The following is a 20,375-nucleotide window of genomic DNA, read 5'->3' on the forward strand; positions in this document are numbered from 1 at the left end:
TTGCGAGGGCTTTTTCGGGGTGCCGCGCGCCGCCGCAGCGGCGCGCATGGCGTCGGATTTACGCGAAGTTCTTCGCTGCGAAGTCCCAGTTCGCGATGTTCCAGAACGCTTCGACGAACTTCGGACGGGCGTTGCGGTAGTCGATGTAGTACGCGTGTTCCCACACGTCGATCGTCAGCAGCGGCTTGTCGGCGGTCGTCAGCGGCGTGGCGGCGTTGCTCGTCGACACGATGTCGAGCGAACCGTCGGCCTTCTTCACGAGCCATGCCCAGCCCGAGCCGAACGTGCCGACTGCGGCCTTCGTGAACGCTTCCTTGAACGCGTCGAACGAACCCCACTTCGCGTTGATCGCGTCGCCGAGCGCGCCGGTCGGGGCGCCGCCGCCGTTCGGCGACAGGCTGTTCCAGAAGAACGTGTGATTCCAGACTTGCGCGGCGTTGTTGAAGATACCGCCCGACGACTTCTTCACGATCTCTTCCAGCGGCAGGTTTTCGAATTCCGTGCCCGGGATCAGGTTGTTCAGGTTCGTCACATAAGCCTGGTGATGCTTGCCGTAGTGGTACTCGATCGTCTCTTTCGAGATGGTCGGCGCGAGTGCGTCTTCAGCGTACGGGAGCGGCGGGAGCGTATGAGCCATGGCGAATTCCTTCGTTGAGTATGTAGGGAGGCTGTGTTGAATGCTGCCGAGCGTCCGATTGTAGGCGAGGACGAATAACCCCGCAAACTCGTCGGCCATTTATCTGCGGTATGCGGAAAAGCGGTGCTGGCGCAACGTCCGGCAGGACGAGCCGACCACGCGCGCAGCATCCGTTCCCGCGCCGGCTCGATTCAGACGACGCCGGGTATGACGGATGCGCGTCGGCGTGCGCGCCTGCGTCAGATCGTATCGGTCAGCCGCGGCTGCACGTCGGCGAGCGACACGTCGGCCGAGCCTTCCGCGAGATGCACGGTCAGCCGGCGCTGCGGCTTCAGCGCGTTCGGCGTGCGCACCGCGCGGCCGGTCTGCGCATCGATCAGCGCCGCATAGCCGCGCTCGAGCGTGCGCTGCGGGCTCAGCACCTCGAGCCGCGCCGCGCATGCGGCGACGCGCGCCGTGTCGCGTTCGTGACGGCGCTGCAGCGCGGCCGCCAGACGCTGCGACAGGCCCGCGAGCGCATGGCGCGCATGCGCCGGATCGGGGCGCGCGCGCTGCCAGCGCAGCTGCGCCAGCGCGAAGCGCGCGCGCGCATCGCGCACCGGCCGGCCGCCGGCCGATGCGAGCCGCACCGCGAGCTGCCGGACATGGACGCGCTGCCGCCGCAGGCGTTCGGCGGGGCTGACAAGCCGGCGCGCGAGCCAGTCGAGCTGCTGCGCGCGCTGTTCGAGCCCGCGCGCCAGGCCGCGCGCCAGCGCGCGCTGCCGTTCGGCGACCTCGCGCAGCAGCAGCGCGCGCTGCGGGCTCGCGAGCTCGGCCGCGCCGGTCGGCGTCGGCGCGCGCACGTCGGCCGCGAAGTCCGCGATCGTGAAATCGGTTTCGTGCCCGACGCCGCTGACGACCGGCAGCTCGCTCGCCGCGATCGCGCGCGCGAGCGCCTCGTCGTTGAACGACCACAGATCCTCGATCGAGCCGCCGCCGCGGCACACCAGCAGCACGTCGACCTCGCGCCGCGCATTGGCCGTCTGCACGGCGGCGACGAGCTTCTCGGCCGCGCCTGCGCCCTGCACGGGCGCCGGATAGACGATCACCGGAATGTGCGGCGCGCGGCGCGCGAGCGTGGTCAGCACGTCGCGCAGCGCGGCGGCCTGCAGCGACGTGACGATACCGATCGCGCGCGGATGCACCGGCAGCGGCCGCTTGCGCTCCGGCGCGAACAGCCCTTCGGCCTCGAGCTGCGCCTTCAGGCGCAGGAACGCCTCGTACAGGCGCCCCTGCCCGGTGCGCCGCACGGCCTCGACGTTGAGCTGCACCTCGCCGCGCGGCTCGTACATCGTGACGACCGCGCGCACCTCGATGCGGTCGCCTTCGCGCGGCGTGAACTCCGCGTACTGCGCGCGGCCGCGGAACATCACGCAGCGCATCTGCGCCTGCTGGTCCTTGATCGAGAAATACCAGTGACCGCTCGCGGCGCGCGTGAAGTTCGACACTTCGCCGGAGATCCACAGCAGCGGAAACGAGCGCTCGAGCATCGTCGAAATCGCGCGGTTGAGCGCCGAAACGGGAATCACTTCATCGCCGCCGCGCGTCGCGCCGGGCGCGGCAAAAGGGGAGTCGGAAAGCATGGAAGCTCGAATGAATGCTGGCGGCGACACGATAGTCCGACATCCGTCCGGCGTCCAGCGCCGCGCCGGGCCCCTCGCTCGCGCGGAATGTGTCCACATTTCGGCACGCACCCCGGAAAAACCCCGCAAAACCGCCGGAAACGCCAGACAATTCCTTGTAACCCGTTGATTTTTATAATTTTTTAAACCTTACAAGTCGATTGCCATCCGACTCGATGCCCGCCCCACGGGCGTCTGCGGCCAGCGACCGGGGAGTTTTTCACAGAGTTATCCACAGGCTCTCCCGATCCGGCCCTGTCGGCCGCGGCAGCCCGCCGCGCTTGCCGCGCCCGCGTGCGGCGCGCTAGAGTGCCGCCTTCCGCAGACCTTGCGGCATCTGCCGCCCAACGGAGAATCCGTGTTGACGAATCCGTCCCTCGCCGCGGCGCACGACGCGCCGCGCCCGGCCCGATGAGCGCGCCCGGCGGCCCGCTCGCGCGGCTCGAAGCGCGCGTGACGCGCGAATGGCAGCGCCGCGGCGCGCTCGCGTGGGCGCTCACGCCGTTCGCATGCGTGTTCGGCCTGTGCGCGGCGCTGCGGCGCACCGCGTATGCGCAAGGCTGGAAGCAGCCGGTCGACGTCGGCGTGCCGGTGGTCGTGGTCGGCAACGTGACCGTCGGCGGCACCGGCAAGACGCCGACCGTGATCGCGCTGGTCGATGCGCTGCGGGCGGCCGGCTTCACGCCCGGCGTCGTGTCGCGCGGCTACGGCGCGAACGTGCGCACGCCGACCGCCGTCACGCCCGCCTCGCGCGCCGGCGCGGCCGGCGACGAACCGCTGCTGATCGCGCGCCGCACCGGCGCGCCCGTGTGGGTGTGTCCCGACCGCGTCGCGGCCGCGCAGGCGCTGCGCGCCGCGCACCCCGACGTCGACGTGATCGTCAGCGACGACGGGCTCCAGCACTACCGCCTCGCGCGCACGGTGGAACTCGTCGTGTTCGACCACCGGCTCGGCGGCAACGGTTTCCTGCTGCCCGCCGGCCCGCTGCGCGAGCCGCTGTCGCGGCATCGCGACGCGACGCTCGTCAACGATCCGTACAGCGGCGCGCTGCCGCCATGGCCCGACACCTACGCGCTCAAGCTGACGCCGGGCGCCGCCTGGCACCTCGACCAGCCCGCGCTGCGCCGCCCGCTGTCGCAGTTCGCCGGCGAGCGCGTGCTCGCCGCGGCCGGGATCGGCGCGCCGGAACGCTTCTTCGCGACGCTGCGCGCGGCGGGCCTCGCACCCGCGACGCGCGCGCTGCCCGACCACTACGCGTTCGCCGACAACCCGTTCGTCGACGATGCGGTCGACGCGATCCTGATCACCGAGAAGGATGCAGTAAAATTGGGCGCTTCCTGGCGCGACGCTCGACTGTGGGTGGTCCCCGTCGAAGCCGCGCTCGACCCTCGCCTCATTGCCCTCGTTGTGGAGAAACTCCGTGGACGCTCGCCTGCTTGAAATCCTTGTGTGCCCTATCTGCAAAGGCCCGCTCCACTACGACCGCGCCGCGCAGGAGCTGATCTGCAACGCGGACAAGCTCGCCTACCCGATCCGCGACGGCATCCCCGTGATGCTCGTCGACGAAGCGCGCCAGACCGTCGAAGGCACGCCGGTCGACCCGGCCGGCCGCTAAGCCGCCGGCCGCCGTCGTACCGCGGCCCGGCCCGTGCCGGCCCGCCCCGCACTGCCGGGCGCCGCGCCGCCGCGACGGCGCCGCCCGCCCCGCCCTCTCACCGCCCGATCCCGATGACTCATCCGCAACCCTTCATCGCCGTCGTTCCCGCCCGGCTCGCGTCGACGCGCCTGCCGAACAAGCCGCTCGCCGATCTCGGCGGCAAGCCGATGGTCGTGCGCGTCGCCGAGCGCGCGCGCGAAGCGGGCGCGCAGCAGGTGCTGGTCGCGTCCGACGCGCAAAGCGTGCTCGACGCGGCGCGCGAGCACGGCTTCGAAGCGATGCTGACGCGCGCCGACCACCCTTCCGGCACCGACCGGCTCGCGGAAGTCGCGGCCGCGTGCGGCTGGAGCGACGACACGGTGGTCGTCAACGTGCAGGGCGACGAGCCGCTGATCGACCCGGCGCTGGTGCGCGACGTAGCGTCGCACCTCGCCGCGCATCCGGCGTGCGCAATCGCCACTGCCGCGCATCCGATCCACGACGCGTCCGACGTGTTCAACCCGAACGTCGTCAAAGTCGCACTCGACGCGCAGAACGTCGCGCTGTACTTCTCGCGCGCGCCGATTCCGTGGAGCCGCGACGCCTACCAGCCGCACTGGCCCGACGTCGCGGCCATGCCGGCGCCTGCGTTTCCGGTCTATCGGCACATCGGCCTCTATGCATATCGCGCGCGTTTCCTGCGCACCTATCCGTCGCTCGCGCAGGCGCCGATCGAGCAGGCCGAGCAGCTCGAACAGCTTCGCGCGCTGTGGCACGGCGAACGGATCGCGGTGATGCTCACCGCGCACGCGCCCGCAGCGGGCGTCGATACGCCGGCCGATCTCGCACGGGTGCAGGCCCTTTTTCGGCCGGAATCAAAATAACCCGTGGCATAATCAGGCGATTGTGCGAGCTGTCCGCGACCTGCGCGTCCTCGCTTGCCCCCGCCGCGGCCCCTACCGGCAGCCGCGCGTCGCCCAGCCGACGCGCCGCGTCAGACCGGTCCGCCGCGCGCCATGCAAGCCCCGCGCCCGCTGTCGTCGACATCTTCGATGTCTCGCCATACGAATCTACATACTGGAGATATCACCATGCGTTTGATCCTGTTGGGCGCGCCCGGCGCGGGAAAGGGCACCCAGGCAAACTTCATCAAGGAAAAATTCGGCATCCCGCAAATCTCGACGGGCGACATGCTGCGCGCGGCCGTGAAGGCCGGCACGCCGCTCGGCGTCGAGGCGAAGGGCTACATGGACGCCGGCAAGCTGGTCCCGGACGCGCTGATCATCGGGCTCGTCAAGGAACGTCTGAAGGAATCCGATTGCGCGAACGGCTACCTGTTCGACGGCTTCCCGCGCACGATCGCGCAGGCTGACGCGATGAAGGAGGCCGGCGTCGCGATCGACTACGTGCTCGAGATCGACGTGCCGTTCTCGGAAATCATCGAGCGCATGAGCGGCCGCCGCACCCACCCGGCTTCGGGCCGCACCTACCACGTGAAGTTCAACCCGCCGAAGGTCGAGGGCAAGGACGACGTGACGGGCGAGCCGCTGATCCAGCGCGACGACGACAAGGAAGAAACCGTCAAGAAGCGTCTGGAAGTGTACGAAGCGCAGACCAAGCCGCTGATCACGTATTACGGCGACTGGGCGAAGCGCGGCGAGGAAAACGGGCTGAAGGCGCCGCAGTATCGCAAGATCTCCGGCCTCGGCAGCGTCGAGGAAATCCGCGAACGGGCGTTCGACGCGCTGAAGTAAGCGCCGTCAACGCCGCCTTCCGTTCCGGCGAAGCCGCCCTGTTGCAGGGCGGCTTTTTTTACGCGCCGGCGTTCCGGCGGCGGGGGCGCGCGGCGCGCGGCCTCAGTCTTCCGCGTCGCGCTGCATCCGCTGCCGCAATTCGCTCACCTGCGATTCGACGACGGTTGCATCCTCGGCATCGGGCCGTTCGCCGAGATACTGCTCCAGATCCTCGAGCGCCGGGCGCAGGTAGTCGAGCCGTGCATAGGCGAAGCCGCGATCGCGCACCTCGTCGAGATGGTCCGGCAACAGGATCACGAGCCGCTGCTGCACCGCGAGCAGCCGCTGCCAGCGCTCGGTCTGCAGATAGATCGTCTTCAGGTTGCGCAGCATCCGCGCGATGATCTCGCGGCTCGTCGCCGGCTGCAGCAGCGCGCGCAACGCGCTGTCGACCGCGCCGGCGGCCCGCGCGACGTACGGCTCCAGCATCTCGACCATCTCGGCCTCCGACAGCGAATGACCGTTGGTCGGATCGATGATCAGGTCGCCGTCCGGCAGCGTCACGCGCAGCAGGAAATGGCCGGGGAACGACACGCCGCGCGCCGGCACGCCGATCTGCTCGGCGAGTTCGAGATACAGCACCGACAGCGAGATCGGAATCCCGCGCCGCCGCCTCAGCACCGCGTTCAGGTGGCTGTTGTCGGGGTCGTAGTAGTCGTTGTGATTGCACGCGAAGCCGAGTTCGCGGAAGAAGAAGTCGTTCAGCGCGGCGACGCGGCCCTTCAGGTCCGCATCGTCGGCCAGCCGGCGGCTCAGCCGCGCGGCCAGCATGTCGATCTCGGCGAGCGTGCCCTGCAGGTCGAGGTCGGGATACGCGTCCTGCGCCAGCGACAGCGCCGTTTCGGTGACGGGAAGACTGTCGTCGTCCGCCACGAGCGTGCTGAAGTAGTCGAGGACGCGGGTCATTGCGGTCGTCACTTGGCGCGCCTTCTGAAGTAAGCGTATTTGAAGCCCATTACCCACAACATACCGAAATATAGTGCAGCGAACAGCACGAGGCACGCCGCCATCAGCACGATGCGGTCGAGCGGCTGCGCGCGCATGCCGGTCCAGTCGAAGCTGATCGCGCACCAGTGCATCAGGCCGGCGAGTACGAGCGCCGCGCCGACCAGCTGGACGAAGAAGCGCAGCCAGCCCGGCGACGGCTGGTAGATGCCGCGCTTGCGCAGCCCGAGGAACAGCAGCAGCGAGTTCAGGCACGCGCCGACGCCGATGCTCAGCGTCAGGCCCGCATGGCCGATCAGCGGCACGAACACGTAGTTCGAGATCTGCGTGACGATCAGCACGCCGACCGCGATCTTCACCGGCGTCTTGATGTCCTGCTTCGCGTAGAAGCCCGGCGCGAGGATCTTGATCAGGATGATGCCGACCAGGCCGATGCCGTAGGTCGCCAGCGCGCGCGCGACCATCGTCACGGTGTGCGCGTCGAACTTGCCGTAGTTGAACAGCGTCGCGGTGAGCGGCGTCGCGAAGAAGAACAGCGCGAGCGCGCTCGGCGCCGCGAGCAGGAACGTGACGCGCAGCCCCCAGTCGAGCAGCGCCGAATATTCGTGCGTATCGGCGTCGACGTGCGCCTTCGACAGGCTCGGCAGCAGGATTGTGCCGAGCGCGACGCCGAGCAGCGCCGTCGGGAATTCCATCAGGCGGTCCGCGTAGTTGATCCACGACACCGCGCCCTGCCCGAGCCGCGACGCGATATTGGTGTTGATGATCAGCGACAGCTGCGCGACCGACACCGCGAACGTCGCGGGCACCATCTTTGCGAGCACGCGCTTCACGCCGCGGTGACGCAGCGCGCGCAGCGGGTTCAGGCCGATCAGCGGCACCATGTCGATCTTCTTCAGCCCCGGCAGCTGCACGAGGAACTGCAGCACGCCGCCCACGATCACGGCCCACGCGAGCGCGAACACCGGCACCTTCAGGTGCGGCGCGACGAACACGGCGGCGGCGATGAACGCGACATTGAGCAGCACCGGTGCGAACGCGGGCAGCGAGAAGCTCTTGTACGTATTCAGCACGCCGGACGCGAGCGTCGTCAGCGAGATGAACACGATGTACGGGAACATGATGCGCGTCATCGTGACGGCAAGCGGGAACGCCTGGCCGTCGGTGTGCAGGCCCGACGCGACCGCGAACACGACCCACGACGCGCCGGCGATGCCGAGCACCGACAGCACGGCGAGCGCCCACGCGAGCACGGTCGACATCGCGTCGACGAGCGCCTTGGTCGCATCGTGCCCCTGCTGGTTCTTGAACTCGGCAAGGATCGGCACGAACGCCTGCGAGAACGCGCCTTCGGCCGACAGCCGGCGCAGCAGGTTCGGAATGCGGAAGGCGACGTAGAACGCGTCGGTGTATTGACTGGCGCCGAACGCACGGGCGATCAGCGTCTCGCGGGCCAGTCCGGTCACGCGCGACAGCAGCGTGAAGCCGCTGACCGTCAGCAGGGCTCGGAATAGATTCATGGGGCGCTTATTATACGGACCTTGCGTGACCCGGCACGGCCGGATGCGGAAAAGCGCGGCGGCCGCCCGCGCGCCGTTCCGCACGACTCACTTCGCGCTTGCCACACGCTTGATTTTGTTGCTATAATTGCCGGTTTCTGAGCCTGTACATGCGCGGCAATTGCCGTTTCCATGTCCCGGCCTCGGTTAAAATCACCGTTTTTTTATGCGCCCCTGGGCAATCGTTCTCAGGGGACGGATCGAAAAGCAGCGCTTGGCCGTCAGGCTCCAAGCTCTGGAAACAGGACAGGATAAGGAACCGTCATGGCTAACTCCGCACAAGCACGCAAGCGCGCCCGCCAGGCCGCGAAGGCAAACTCGCACAACTCGGCGCTGCGCTCGAAATTCCGTACCGCGATCAAGGCCGTTCGCAAGGCTGTCGACGCCGGCGACCAGGCAAAGGCTGCCGAGCTGTTCAAGGCTGCCGTCAAGACGATCGACACGATCGCCGACAAGAAGATCGTTCACAAGAACAAGGCCGCTCGCAGCAAGAGCCGCCTCGCCGCAGCCGTCAAGGGCCTGCAGGCAGCAGCGTAAATTCCGGTGTGCCCGCCTCGCGCGGGCACTCCTGTTTCCTGCGATCGCAAAAAAGCCCGCTTCGGCGGGCTTTTTTGCGGGTGCGTCCGGCGAACGACCATGCCGTCGGCGGCGCGGCGCACCATCGGCGGCCCGGCGAGGATGCCCTCGCCCGCCGCCCGCGCCTCGTTACTTCTTCGCGCTATAGTCCGGCAGCTCGCACGCCTCGGTGACGACGAGATTGTTGTCCTTCGCGAAATTCATCACGAAATCGAAGGCCATCGGCTCGCAGTCGCGCAACCGCGAATCGAGGATCACGCATTTGGTGTCGCCGAGCAGCGTCGGGCGCACGTACAGCGAATACTGGAGACGCGCATTCGGCCCGCTCGCCCCCGGCCCGAAGCAGGACATCACGCCGGCCAGACGCTCCGACCAGTCGCTCGGGCGAAACTTTTTCCCGTCTTTCGTGATGCCCTGGATGAAGTATTCGGTCGGAGGGGTTTCAGCCATGTGGTTACCCAAGTGACGGCCCGGCGATAGCCAGGCGACGGCGCCTGGGTACGCGAACACAAAGCTGGAATCGACACCGGCAGCCCGCGCGCCGAACCCGCGAAAAAACAGGCTGTCGGCACGTGCCGCCGGCACGCCGCACGGGATTTGTGCAGCGCACGGCTTGTGTCCGGCAGAGCGCGAAGCGGCTTGCCTGCCGGGCTGGAGAAAACTTTTGGATTATACCGCAGCGCGCCATTGCGCGTCGGCTCGCGGCCCCGCTCGCGACGCCGTCCGGCCCGCAGATCGATCGCGCCCCGCTTTTCGGCGCGGCTCGTCAAAGCACCGAAAATCCTTTATGCTGCTCTGAGTCATCCACATCCGACGGCGGCGCCGTCCGGCCTCGCTGCCGGGTGAAGCCCGCCGTATTTCGTTTCATGACCGCCAAAACCATTCGTCACTACCTGCAGTTCAAGGATTTCTCGCTGGAAGACTACGAGTACGTGCTCGAACGCACGGGTATCCTGAAGCGCAAGTTCAAGAACTACGAGACCTATCACCCGCTGCACGACCGCACGCTCGCGATGATCTTCGAGAAGAGCTCGACGCGCACGCGCCTGTCGTTCGAAGCCGGGATCTTCCAGCTCGGCGGCCACGCGGTGTTCATGAGCACGCGCGACACGCAGCTCGGCCGCGGCGAGCCCGTCGAGGATTCCGCGCAGGTCATCTCGCGAATGGTCGACATCATCATGATCCGCACGTTCGAACAGGACGTGATCCGGCGCTTCGCGGAAAACTCCCGCGTGCCGGTGATCAACGGCCTGACCAACGAATACCATCCCTGCCAGGTGCTCGCCGACGTCTTCACGTACTACGAGCATCGCGGCCCGATCGCCGGCAAGACGGTCGCGTGGGTCGGCGACGCGAACAACATGCTCTATACGTGGATCGAAGCCGCCCAGATCCTCGGCTTCAAGCTGCGCCTGTCGACGCCGCCGGGCTACGCGCTCGACATGAAGCTGGTGTCGCCGGACAGCGCGCCGTTCTACGAGGTGTTCGACGATCCGAACGAAGCGTGCCGCGGCGCCGATCTCGTGACGACCGACGTGTGGACGAGCATGGGCTTCGAGGCCGAGAACGAAGCGCGGATGAAGGCGTTCGCCGACTGGTGCGTCGACGAGGAAATGATGGGTCACGCGAACCCGGACGCGCTGTTCATGCACTGCCTGCCCGCGCACCGCGGCGAGGAAGTGACGGCCGGCGTGATCGACGGCCCGCAGAGCGTCGTCTGGGACGAGGCGGAAAACCGCCTGCACGTGCAGAAGGCGCTGATGGAGTTCCTGCTGCTCGGCCGCCTGAAGCACTGACACCGACCGGCGCGCGGCATGCCGCCGCGCGCGATCCGTCGCCACGACGCCGATCCCCGGATCGGCGTTTTTTATTGGCCGGCGCCGCGCCGATCGGCTACAGGCAGACGGGCTCCGCTTCCAGCTCGACGCCGAACTGCGCGCGCACGTCGTCCTGGATCGCCCGCGCGAGCGCAAGCACGTCGGCGCCCGTCGCACCGCCGCGATTGACGAGCACGAGCGCCTGCCGGTCGTGCACGGCCGCCGCGCCGAGCGCACGCCCTTTCCAGCCGCAGCGGTCGATCAGCCAGCCGGCCGCGAGCTTCACCCCGCCGTCCGGCTGCGGATACGACACGATCTCCGGCACGCGCGCGCGCAGCGCGTCGAACTGCGCGGCATCGATCACCGGGTTCTTGAAGAAGCTGCCCGCGTTGCCGAGCACGAGCGGATCGGGCAGCTTCGCGCGACGGATCGCGACCACCGCGTCGAACACGTCGCGCGGCGTCGCCGCGTCGGGCGCGATGCCGCGCGCATCGAGCTCGCGCGTGACGTCCGCATAGCCGAGCCGCGGCGTCCAGCGCTTCGGCAAGCGGAACGTGACCGACACGATCGCGAAGCGCGCGCGCCCTTCCCGCTTGAAGAAACTGTCGCGATAGCCGAACGCGCAGCGTGCGGCGTCGAAGCGCTCGCTGCGCCCGCTCGCGAGCTCGACCGCGACGAGCGAGTCGAAATACGTCTTCATCTCGAGCCCGTACGCGCCGATGTTCTGGATCGGCGCCGCGCCGACGGTGCCCGGAATCAGCGCGAGATTCTCGAGGCCCGCCATGCCGCGCTCGAGCGTCCACGCGACGAACGCATGCCAGTTCTCGCCGCCGCCCGCCTCGACATACCAGGCTTCGGCGTCCTCGCGCACGACGCGCCGGCCGGCGATCTCGTCGAGCAGCACGACGCCGTCGAAGTCGCGCGTGAACACGACGTTGCTGCCGCCGCCGAGCACCAGCAGCGGCAGGTTCGCGATGCGCGCGTCGCGATGCAGCGCGGCGAACTGGTCGGCCTGCGTGATGCGCGCGGCGTAGCGCGCGGTCGCGGCGATGCCGAACGTGTTGTGCGCGGCGAGCGGATGGTCGGGGAGCAGCGACAGGGCGGAATCGTCAGGGGGCATCGGCATTCGCGGTCATGCGTGCCCGTGCCGCGGATGGACGGCCTTGGGCAAACGGAGGGGCATCGGTAAAATGGCAAACAGTCCGCAATTATAGCGAGTGCCCGCGCACCAGCCGGGCGCCCGCGCCTCAAGGGAGAATGCCATGCCATCGTTCGACGTCGTTTCCGAAGCGAACATGATCGAAGTGAAGAACGCCATCGAGCAGTCGAACAAGGAAATTTCGACGCGCTTCGACTTCAAGGGCTCCGACGCGCGCGTCGAGCAGAAGGAGCGCGAGCTGACGCTGTTCGCCGACGACGATTTCAAGCTCGGCCAGGTGAAGGACGTGCTGATCGGCAAGCTGGCCAAGCGCAACGTCGACGTGCGCTTCCTCGACTACGGCAAGGTCGAGAAGATCGGCGGCGACAAGGTCAAGCAGCTCGTCACCGTGAAGAAGGGCGTGACCGGCGACCTCGCGAAGAAGATCGTGCGGCTCGTGAAGGACAGCAAGATCAAGGTGCAGGCGAGCATCCAGGGCGACGCGGTGCGCGTGTCAGGCGCCAAGCGCGACGACCTGCAAAGCGTGATCGCGCTGCTGCGCAAGGACGTGACCGACACCCCGCTCGACTTCAACAACTTCCGCGACTGACCGGTCGCGTCACGCCGCCCGGTGCGCGCACCTCATCAGGCGCGCCGGCCGGCGTCTCTCCTTCCTTCAGGCCTTGCCGCCGTCCTGCGCGCCGCCGTTCGCGGCCGCCTTCTTCTTGTCGCCGATCCGGCTTTCCTGCCCTGCCAGCAGCTTCGAAATATTGGCGCGGTGACGCCAGATCAGCAGCACGCTCATCGCGAGCACCGCCCAGGCGATCGGGTTGTGGCCCGGCATGCCGAACAGGAACACGTCGAACAGCGGCGCGAACACGGCCGCGACCAGCGCCGCGAGCGACGAATAGCGGAAGAAGAACGCGACGATCAGCCAGGTGAGCGCGGTCGCGAGGCCGAGCACCGGGTGCACGGCGAGCAGCACGCCGGCCGCGGTCGCGACGCCCTTGCCGCCCTGGAAGCGGAAGAACACCGGATACAGGTGGCCGAGGAACACCGCGATCGCGACCCACGCGATCGCGACGTCGGACAGGCCGAAGCGCCGCGCGAGCCAGACGGCGATCCAGCCCTTGAACGCGTCGCCGAGCAGCGTCAGGATCGCGGCCTTCTTGTTGCCGCTGCGCAGCACGTTGGTCGCGCCGGGGTTCTTCGACCCGTACGAGCGGGGGTCGGCAAGGCCCATCGCGGCGCTGACGATGACGGCGAACGACACCGAGCCGATCAGGTAGGCAACGAGGGCGGCGAGCAGGATCTGCATGCGGGGGACTCTTCTTTCAACGTATCGGTGAAGGGACGGCTCGCGCGGCAGGCCGGCAACGCCGGCGCCGTCGCGGCCGAAGCGGCGCCCATTCTACCGAACGGGCGCAGGCTGCCACGAAGGTGAAACCCTCAGTCGACGCTCGCGCACTGCACGGGCTTCGCGCCGAGCAGCGTCGTGAGCACCGTCGGCGCGAGGCTGACGAGGTAGCCGCGACGGCCGCCGTTCAGGTAGATCGTCGGCAGCTCGAGGATCGTCGACTCGACGTAGACCGGCATCGCCTTGCGGGTGCCGAACGGCGACGTGCCGCCGACCAGATAGCCGGAATGGCGGTTCGCGACCTCGGGCTTGCACGGCTCGACGCGCTTCGCGCCGATCTGCCGCGCAAGGTTCTTCGTCGATACCGTGCGGTCGCCGTGCATCAGCACGATCAGCGGCTTCGCATGCTCGTCTTCCATCACGAGCGTCTTCACGACGCTGTGCTCGTCGACGCCGAGCTGGCGCGCCGATTCGCCGGTGCCGCCATGCTCGACGTATTCGTACGGATGCTCGCCGAACGCGACGGCATGGCGTCTCAGCAGCTGGGTCGCGGGGGTTTCGGACACGTGTCTGGATTTGCTCATGGCGGCATTCTAATGGCGAACGACGCGCCGCGGACCGTCGGCGCGCAGGCGGTATACTCGCCGCCCGCTTTCGACCGTGCGGCCGCCGCCCGGCATCATTGCGAACCTCGCGCAGCGCTATTGCCCGATCGACCGATTGTGGCGCGCGCCCAGTCATGGCACGATCGTTCGAAAATATTGCCGCGCCGGGCCGACGCCGCCCGGCCCTCTTCTGGAGACGCCATGACTTCGTCCATTCGTTGCGCCGCGCCGCCCGACGTCGACACGCTGCTGGCCGCGCTGCCGGCCCGCATCGCCGACCTGCCCGCACGCCGGGCCGCACAAGCACCCGCGCATCCCGCGCTGATCGAGGACGCGCGGCGCCTGTCTTACGGCGAGCTGTCGCAGGCCGTCGATGCGGCCGCCGCGCGGCTCGCGGCGCTCGGCGTGCGCGGCGGCGACCGCGTGATGATCGTCGCGGAAAACAGCGTCGCGCAGATCGTGCTGCTGCTCGCCACCGCGCGGATCGACGCATGGGCGCTGGTGTCGAATGCGCGGCTGTCGGCCGGCGAGCTCGATGCGATCGCCGCGCACGCGCGCCCGCGGCTGATCGCGTTCGCAACCGAAACCTCGGCCGATGCGCGCGCGCATGCGGCACGCCACGACGCGACGCCCGCGGACGCGCTGCCGATCGACATCGGCGCGTGGTCGCACCGGATCGATGCCGACGCGCCCGCCGAAGCGGTGGCCGCCGACGGCGCCGCGCAGTGCGCAGCGCTGATCTACACGACCGGCACGACGGGTTCGCCGAAGGGCGTGATGCTGTCGCATCGCAACTTGCTGTTCATTGCGGCGATGTCGAGCACGCTGCGGCGCGTGTCGCCCGACGACCTCGTCTATACGGTGCTGCCCGTGTCGCACGTGTACGGGCTCGCGTCCGTGTGTCTCGGCAGTCTTTACGCCGGCGCGACGCTGCGGCTCGCACCGCGTTTCGCGCCGGAGGCCGTGCGCGTCGCGCTCGCCGACGAGGGCGTCACGATCTTCCAGGGCGTGCCCGCGATGCACGCGAAGCTGCTCGAGCATCTGCACACGCACGGCCACGCATGGCGCGCGCCGCGCCTGCGCTTCGCGTATTCGGGCGGCTCGCCGCTCGACGCCGACCTGAAGGCGCGCGTCGAGCGCGTGTACGGCGTGCCGCTGCACAACGGTTACGGCATGACCGAAAGCAGCCCGACGATCACGCAGACGCCGCTCGACGCGCCGCGCACCGACTGCTCGGTCGGCGTGCCGATTCCCGGCGTCGAAATGCGCGTGGTCGCGCCGGACGGCAGCGACGTGCCGCGCAGCGAGGTCGGCGAGATCCTCGTGCGCGGGCCGAACGTGATGCTCGGCTACTACCGCAATCCGGACGCGACGCGCGCGGCCGTCTCGCCGGACGGCTGGCTGAGTACCGGCGATCTCGCGCGGCAGGACGCCGACGGCGCGGTGACGATCGCCGGGCGCAGCAAGGAGCTGATCATCCGCTCGGGCTTCAACGTCTATCCGGTCGAGGTCGAGCAGGTGCTGAACGCGCATCCGGACGTCGTGCAGGCAGCGGTCGTCGGCCGCGCGGTCGAGGGCAACGAGGAAGTGCTCGCGTTCGTCGAACTGGCGCCGGGCGCCGCCGCGACCGAGACGACGCTGCACGCGTGGTGCGCGGAACGGCTCGCGCCGTACAAGCGCCCCGCGCAGATCCGCGTGCTCGATGCGCTGCCGGCCGCATCGACGGGCAAGGTGCTGAAGCACAAGCTGCGCGAGCTCGCGTAACGCGGGCGCGCATGCCGCCGTGCCGCGTGCCGTTGCGCGTGGCGGCGCGGGCCGCGCCCGGTTCGCGCGCAACCGCGTGCTAGCCGCGCGGGTGATGCTGCGCGTGCAGCGTGCGCAGCCGCTCGCGCGCGACGTGCGTATAGATCTGCGTGGTCGAGATGTCGCTGTGGCCGAGCAGCAACTGCACGACGCGCAGGTCCGCGCCGTGGTTCAGCAGGTGCGTCGCGAACGCGTGCCGCAGCGTGTGCGGCGACAGGTGCGCGCGCACGTCGGCCTGCTGCGCATGGCGCTTGATGATGTTCCAGAACTGCTGGCGCGTCATTCCGTCGCCGCGCGCGGTCACGAACAGCGCATCGGCCGCGCGCGCGCCGAGCAGCGCGGGCCGCGCGTCGCGCAGGTAGCGCTCGATCCAGCCGTGCGCGACTTCGCCGAACGGCACGAGCCGCTCCTTCGAGCCCTTGCCCATCACGCGCACGACGCCTTCGTTGAGCCCGACCTCCACCGTCTTCAGCGTGACCAGCTCGCTCACGCGCAACCCGCTCGCATACATCAGCTCCAGCATCGTGCGGTCGCGCAGGCCGAGCGGCGTCGCGATGTCCGGCGCGCCGAGCAGCGCCTCGACCTGCGCCTCCGACAGCGTCGACGGGAAGCGCGCGGCCTGCTTCGCGGACGTGATCCGCAGCGTCGGGTCGGCGCTCGCGCGATGCTCGCGCACGGCCCAGCCGTAATAGCGACGGAACACCGACAGCCGCCGGTTCGACGAGGTCGCCTTGCCGTCGCTGCGCGCGGCGATGTAGCCGGTCACCATCGTTTCGTCGGCCAGGTCGAGCGGCGCATCGTGGGTCGCCGCGAGCCATCGGGAAAACAGCACCAGATCGCGCCGGTACGCATCGAGCGTATTGCGCGCGAGCCCGTGCTCGAGCCACAGCGCGTCGCAGAAGGCGTCGATCGACGCGCGGCTCGCGAGCAGCGCGGGCGAGGCCGCGATCGCGTCGTCGTCGGTTTCGGGGGACAGCAGCGGTTCGTTCATCGGTACGGCACGCCTTCGTGTGCGAGCAGCCAGCGCTTGACCTTCAGGTAGTAGCCGTCGTCGTCGTGGTTCGCAAAGCCGCCGATTCCGCCCGCTGCGACGACGCGATGGCACGGGATCACGAGCGGGAAGTAGTTCGCGCCGCACGCCTGGCCGACCGCGCGCGGCGCGCTGCCGATCCGCTTGGCGACCTGTCCGTAGGTCAGCACGGTGCCGGGCGGGATGTCGCTGATCACGTCCCACACGCGATGCTGGAACGCGCTGCCGACGTCGGCGAGCGGCAGGTCGAAGCGCGCGGACGCGCGCTCGAAATAACGCTCGATCTGCCGGACCGCGCGCTTCGCGAGCGGCGTGTCCGGGTCGACCGACTTCACCGACTCGGGCAGATAGACGATCTCGCGCACCGCCGCGGCATCCGTGCGGATGCCGACCTTGCCGAACGGCGCGTCGATCACTGCGTTGAACATTGCATTCTCCTAACCGATGGATGCGGGCGCGCCGCCGCGCGCCGACGACACTTTACGCCGCCTTCACGCGGCACGCAGCGCCCATTCGACATGCTCGCGCACGACCGGCGACGAATCGTCGGCCCGCGCCCGCAGCGCCGCGACGATCGCCTCGCGCGCAGCCGGCGCAAGCTGCCCGGCCGGCGCGCGCAGCGCATTGCCGAGCCCGACCGCGAGATTGCGCAGCCAGCTTTCATGGCCGATGCGCCGGATCGCGCTGCCCTGCATCCGCGTCTCGAAGGTGTCGGCGTCCCAGCCGAACAGCTCGACCAGCGTCGCGCGATCGAGGCCGTGCCGCACGTCGAAATCGGCGACCGGCGCGGCCTGCGCGAACTTGTTCCACGGACAGACGAGCTGGCAGTCGTCGCAGCCGTACACGCGATTGCCGATCAGCGGCCGCAGCGGCTCGGGGATGCTGCCTTTCAGTTCGATCGTCAGGTAGGAAATGCAGCGGCGCGCATCGACGCGGTACGGCTCGACGATCGCGCCGGTCGGGCACGCGTCGATGCAGCGCGTGCAGCTGCCGCAGTGCGCGCCGGGTGACTCGGGTGCCGCGTCGGGCGAGCTCTGCGCATCGGTCGGCAGCGGGATGTCGACGTAGATTTCGCCGAGGAAGAACAGCGAGCCGGCGTCGCGCTGCAGCAGCAGCGTGTGCTTGCCGCGCCAGCCGACGCCGGCCTTCTGCGCAAGCTCGACCTCGAGCACCGGCGCCGAATCGGTAAACACGCGATAGCCGAACGCGCCGATCTCGTGCTCGATGCGCTCCGCGAGCGTCTGCAGGCGATTGCGCAGCACCTTGTGATAGTCGCGGCCGCGCGCGTAGATCGACACGACGGCCGCCTGCGGATCGTCGAGCCGCGCCCGTTCCCGCGCGCGCCAGTCGCGCGGCGTGAGCGCGCCGGCGGCGACGGCGGGGGCGTCGCCGGCGAGCGTCTGGGCCGGCAGATACGCGAGCCGCGCGGAAATCACGCGTCGCGTACCGGCCACAAGTTCGGCCGGCCGCGCACGTTTCATCCCATGTTTGGCCATATAATCCATCTCGCCGTGGCAACCGGCTTCCAGCCAGGCGGCGAGCCCTGCTTCGGCATCCGAGAGATCGGTGTCGCTGATGCCGATCGCCCCGAAACCCAATTCGCGCCCCCACGCCCTGATGCGCGCGGCGAGCGCAGTCAACGTCGCATCGTCGAGCGCGCACGGTGCCGCCCCTTCGGCTCGGGTCGAAGGTCTGTCGGATGCGGCGAGTTCCGGTAATCGGTTCATCGCACTATTTTACGAGAATGCCAGCCACGCCCAGCCACCCGTCTCATGCCGCCGCGCTGCCCGCCCCGCTCGAAACGCGCGTGATCGCGCTCGCCGACGAAGCGGCGACCGAGGCGTTCGGCATCCGCTTCGCGCACGCGCTCGACGCCGCACGCGCCGAACTCGCGCGCGCGCACGCGTTCGACGGGCTGCAGATCCAGCTCGTCGGCGATCTCGGCGCGGGCAAGACCTCGCTCGTGCGTGCGATCCTGCGCGGTCTCGGCCATGCGGGGCGCGTGCGCAGCCCGACCTATACGCTCGTCGAGCCGTATGCGCTCGAACGCGACGATGGGGAACTCGAGGTCTATCACTTCGATCTGTATCGATTCAACGATCCGGCCGAATGGTCCGACGCAGGCTTTCGCGAGTATTTCAATTCCAGCGCGATCTGTCTGGTCGAATGGCCGCAACAGGCGGGGACGCTGCTCGGCGTGCCCGATCTGGTCTTCTCGCTCGACGTGGATGGCGACGGCCGCGCCCTCACCGTCCGGGCGTACAGCGCTTCAGGAAAGGCATGTCTCGAAAGATGTTGATCAAACCGTTCCGCTCGATCGAATCGGCGGCCACCGCGACGCACAACTGGCGGCGCCGCCAGATCCTGTGCGCGGGCGCGTCGACGCTGGTGCTCGGTCTCGTCGCGCCGCGGCTCGCGCACGCGTCGTCGGTGCTCGGCGTGCGCGTCTGGCCCGCGCGCGATTACACGCGCGTGACGATCGAATCTGACCAGCCGCTGCAGAATAGCCAGCAGCTGCTGCAGGGCCCCGACCGCCTCGTCGTCGACCTGACCGGCCTCGATCTCGACCAGGCGCTGCGCGACCTCGTGTCGAAGATCGCGCCGAACGATCCGCAGATCCAGTCGGTGCGCGTCGGCCAGTATCAGCCGCACGTGGTGCGGATGGTGTTCGACCTGAAAGGCTCGGTGAAGCCGCAGGTATTCACGCTGCCGCCGGTGGGCACCTACAAGTACCGGCTCGTGTTCGACCTGTATCCGGCCGTCGCGCCCGATCCGCTGACCGACCTGATCGCGCAGACGGAACGCAAGGAACAGGCGCTCAACGACGCGGCGCGCGCGCAGCAGATGCAGCCGCCCACCGCGCTGAACGGCCCGACCCCGCCGCCCGTCGCGGGCAACGACAACAGCGACGCATTCTTCCAGCGCTTCGCGCAGAACACGCCGGCCACGCCGCATGCGCCGCCGGCCGCGGCCGCGCCGTCGGCCCCCGCGAAGCCGGCCGTCAAGCCGCCGCCCGTGATCGCGCGCCGCGACGACAGCGACGACGACGGCGACACCTACAAGTTCACCGCACCGAAATCCGGCAAGGGCGGCACCGTGCGCCTGCTGACCGTCGCGATCGATCCGGGCCACGGCGGCGAGGATCCGGGCGCGATCGGCGGCGGCGGTACGTACGAGAAGCACATCGCGCTCGACATCGCGAAGAAGCTGCGCGCGAAGATCGACGGCGCGCCGAACATGCGCGCGATGATGACGCGCGACGCCGACTTCTTCGTGCCGCTGAACGTGCGCGTGCAGAAGGCGCGCCGCGTCGGCGCGGACCTGTTCGTGTCGATCCACGCGGATGCGTTCACGACGCCGTCCGCGCGCGGCTCGTCGGTATTCGCGCTGTCGGACCACGGCGCATCGAGCGCCGCGGCGCGCTGGCTGGCGAACAAGGAAAACTCGTCGGACCTGATCGGCGGCATCAACATCAAGACGCAGGACGCCGCCGTGAGCCGCGCGCTGTTCGACATGTCGACCACCGCGCAGATCCGCGATTCGCTGCGCTACGGCGGCTACGTGCTGAAGGAAGTCGGCGGCATCAATAAGCTGCACAAGGGCTCGGTCGAGCAGGCCGGGTTCGCGGTGCTGAAGGCGCCCGACATTCCGTCGATCCTGGTCGAGACCGCGTTCATCAGCAACCCGGACGAAGAGCGCAAGCTCAACGACGACAGCTATCGCGACCAGATGGCCGACGCGATCTTCCGCGGCATCAAGCGCTATTTCGCTGCCAATCCGCCGCTCGCGAAGAACCGGATGGCCTGACGGCCACGCCC

The 20,375-nt window shown here is 69.0% G+C and carries 21 protein-coding genes; 10 read left to right on the forward strand and 11 right to left on the reverse strand.

Annotated elements, in window-relative coordinates; translation table 11 throughout:
* Positions 1 to 58 precede the first annotated feature (58 nt).
* A complete protein-coding gene (gene sodB, locus WS57_RS31560; protein ID WP_040128027.1) occupies positions 59 to 637 on the reverse strand; it encodes a superoxide dismutase [Fe] in 579 nt (192 codons plus the stop codon).
* Between the two features lie 239 nt (positions 638 to 876).
* A complete protein-coding gene (gene xseA / locus WS57_RS31565) occupies positions 877 to 2,259 on the reverse strand; it encodes an exodeoxyribonuclease VII large subunit (RefSeq protein ID WP_069245289.1) in 1,383 nt (460 codons plus the stop codon).
* A 450-nt stretch (positions 2,260 to 2,709) separates the two neighbouring features.
* Between xseA and lpxK the strand changes: the two genes are divergently transcribed.
* The 4 genes from lpxK to adk all read left to right on the forward strand — a co-directional run bounded on the left by lpxK (position 2,710) and on the right by adk (position 5,688).
* Positions 2,710 to 3,738, forward strand: a complete 1,029-nt coding sequence (gene lpxK / locus WS57_RS31570) for a tetraacyldisaccharide 4'-kinase (protein ID WP_059478954.1) — start codon at positions 2,710 to 2,712, stop codon at positions 3,736 to 3,738.
* Positions 3,719 to 3,913: a Trm112 family protein gene (locus WS57_RS31575; protein WP_010090898.1), complete on the forward strand. Its 195-nt coding sequence runs from the start codon at positions 3,719 to 3,721 to the stop codon at positions 3,911 to 3,913. The genes lpxK and WS57_RS31575 overlap by 20 nt, the downstream gene beginning before the upstream one ends.
* 113 nt (positions 3,914 to 4,026) lie before the next feature.
* Positions 4,027 to 4,818, forward strand: a complete 792-nt coding sequence (gene kdsB / locus WS57_RS31580) for a 3-deoxy-manno-octulosonate cytidylyltransferase (RefSeq protein WP_059513232.1) — start codon at positions 4,027 to 4,029, stop codon at positions 4,816 to 4,818.
* Between the two features lie 207 nt (positions 4,819 to 5,025).
* The gene (gene adk, locus WS57_RS31585; protein ID WP_009692619.1) at positions 5,026 to 5,688 is read left to right on the forward strand and encodes an adenylate kinase; all 663 of its coding nucleotides are present in this window, start codon (positions 5,026 to 5,028) and stop codon (positions 5,686 to 5,688) included.
* Positions 5,689 to 5,790: 102 nt separating this feature from the next.
* On the opposite strand, the gene WS57_RS31590 is transcribed toward adk, so the two are convergent.
* Together WS57_RS31590 and murJ are read right to left on the reverse strand one after the other, a co-directional pair.
* Positions 5,791 to 6,633, reverse strand: coding sequence for a SirB1 family protein (locus WS57_RS31590; RefSeq protein ID WP_009692620.1), 843 nt, complete (start codon positions 6,631 to 6,633; stop codon positions 5,791 to 5,793).
* 8 nt (positions 6,634 to 6,641) lie between these two features.
* Positions 6,642 to 8,276, reverse strand: coding sequence for a murein biosynthesis integral membrane protein MurJ (gene murJ / locus WS57_RS31595; protein WP_404990396.1), 1,635 nt, complete (start codon positions 8,274 to 8,276; stop codon positions 6,642 to 6,644).
* Positions 8,277 to 8,495: 219 nt separating this feature from the next.
* Between murJ and rpsT the strand changes: the two genes are divergently transcribed.
* Positions 8,496 to 8,768 carry a 30S ribosomal protein S20 gene (rpsT, locus tag WS57_RS31600; RefSeq protein WP_006398494.1) on the forward strand — a complete coding sequence of 91 codons (273 nt, stop codon included), beginning with the start codon at positions 8,496 to 8,498 and terminating at the stop codon, positions 8,766 to 8,768.
* Positions 8,769 to 8,936: 168 nt separating this feature from the next.
* Here the strand turns inward: rpsT and WS57_RS31605 are convergent, their stop codons facing one another.
* Positions 8,937 to 9,257, reverse strand: a complete 321-nt coding sequence (locus tag WS57_RS31605) for a DUF3579 domain-containing protein (RefSeq protein ID WP_009692622.1) — start codon at positions 9,255 to 9,257, stop codon at positions 8,937 to 8,939.
* 416 nt (positions 9,258 to 9,673) lie between these two features.
* On the opposite strand from WS57_RS31605, the gene argF reads away from it, so the two are divergent.
* Positions 9,674 to 10,603, forward strand: a complete 930-nt coding sequence (gene argF / locus WS57_RS31610; RefSeq protein ID WP_059603448.1) for an ornithine carbamoyltransferase — start codon at positions 9,674 to 9,676, stop codon at positions 10,601 to 10,603.
* A 97-nt stretch (positions 10,604 to 10,700) separates the two neighbouring features.
* On the opposite strand, the gene murB is transcribed toward argF, so the two are convergent.
* Complete coding sequence (murB, locus tag WS57_RS31615; protein ID WP_040128034.1) at positions 10,701 to 11,750, reverse strand: UDP-N-acetylmuramate dehydrogenase; 1,050 nt, start codon at positions 11,748 to 11,750, stop codon at positions 10,701 to 10,703.
* Between the two features lie 136 nt (positions 11,751 to 11,886).
* On the opposite strand from murB, the gene WS57_RS31620 reads away from it, so the two are divergent.
* Positions 11,887 to 12,372 carry a YajQ family cyclic di-GMP-binding protein gene (locus WS57_RS31620; protein ID WP_009692625.1) on the forward strand — a complete coding sequence of 162 codons (486 nt, stop codon included), beginning with the start codon at positions 11,887 to 11,889 and terminating at the stop codon, positions 12,370 to 12,372.
* Positions 12,373 to 12,438: 66 nt separating this feature from the next.
* Here WS57_RS31620 and plsY read toward each other — a convergent pair whose 3' ends face one another.
* Entirely contained in the window at positions 12,439 to 13,080 is a 642-nt protein-coding gene (gene plsY / locus WS57_RS31625) for a glycerol-3-phosphate 1-O-acyltransferase PlsY (protein WP_059513226.1), read from the reverse strand.
* Between the two features lie 131 nt (positions 13,081 to 13,211).
* A complete protein-coding gene (gene ybaK / locus WS57_RS31630; RefSeq protein WP_009692627.1) occupies positions 13,212 to 13,703 on the reverse strand; it encodes a Cys-tRNA(Pro) deacylase in 492 nt (163 codons plus the stop codon).
* Positions 13,704 to 13,925: 222 nt separating this feature from the next.
* Here ybaK and WS57_RS31635 point away from each other — a divergent pair, with 222 nt between their 5' ends.
* The gene (locus WS57_RS31635) at positions 13,926 to 15,488 is read left to right on the forward strand and encodes a class I adenylate-forming enzyme family protein (RefSeq protein ID WP_059513225.1); all 1,563 of its coding nucleotides are present in this window, start codon (positions 13,926 to 13,928) and stop codon (positions 15,486 to 15,488) included.
* Between the two features lie 79 nt (positions 15,489 to 15,567).
* On the opposite strand, the gene xerD is transcribed toward WS57_RS31635, so the two are convergent.
* From xerD to queG, 3 genes are all read right to left on the reverse strand, one after another.
* Positions 15,568 to 16,518 (reverse strand): site-specific tyrosine recombinase XerD, encoded by a 951-nt coding sequence (gene xerD / locus WS57_RS31640; RefSeq protein WP_040128038.1) that lies wholly within the window; start codon positions 16,516 to 16,518, stop codon positions 15,568 to 15,570.
* Positions 16,515 to 16,985: a methylated-DNA--[protein]-cysteine S-methyltransferase gene (locus WS57_RS31645; protein ID WP_009693841.1), complete on the reverse strand. Its 471-nt coding sequence runs from the start codon at positions 16,983 to 16,985 to the stop codon at positions 16,515 to 16,517. Before WS57_RS31645 ends, xerD begins: the two co-directional genes overlap by 4 nt.
* Positions 16,986 to 17,048: 63 nt before the next feature.
* Entirely contained in the window at positions 17,049 to 18,284 is a 1,236-nt protein-coding gene (gene queG, locus WS57_RS31650; RefSeq protein ID WP_069245290.1) for a tRNA epoxyqueuosine(34) reductase QueG, read from the reverse strand.
* A 17-nt stretch (positions 18,285 to 18,301) separates the two neighbouring features.
* On the opposite strand from queG, the gene tsaE reads away from it, so the two are divergent.
* On the forward strand, positions 18,302 to 18,856 hold the full coding sequence (gene tsaE, locus WS57_RS31655) for a tRNA (adenosine(37)-N6)-threonylcarbamoyltransferase complex ATPase subunit type 1 TsaE (RefSeq protein WP_069245291.1): 555 nt from the start codon (positions 18,302 to 18,304) through the stop codon (positions 18,854 to 18,856).
* Complete coding sequence (locus WS57_RS31660) at positions 18,838 to 20,364, forward strand: N-acetylmuramoyl-L-alanine amidase (protein ID WP_069245292.1); 1,527 nt, start codon at positions 18,838 to 18,840, stop codon at positions 20,362 to 20,364. The genes tsaE and WS57_RS31660 overlap by 19 nt, the downstream gene beginning before the upstream one ends.
* Positions 20,365 to 20,375: the final 11 nt, after the last annotated feature.

This window comes from Burkholderia pseudomultivorans (genome assembly GCF_001718415.1).
Classification (GTDB): domain Bacteria; phylum Pseudomonadota; class Gammaproteobacteria; order Burkholderiales; family Burkholderiaceae; genus Burkholderia; species Burkholderia pseudomultivorans_A.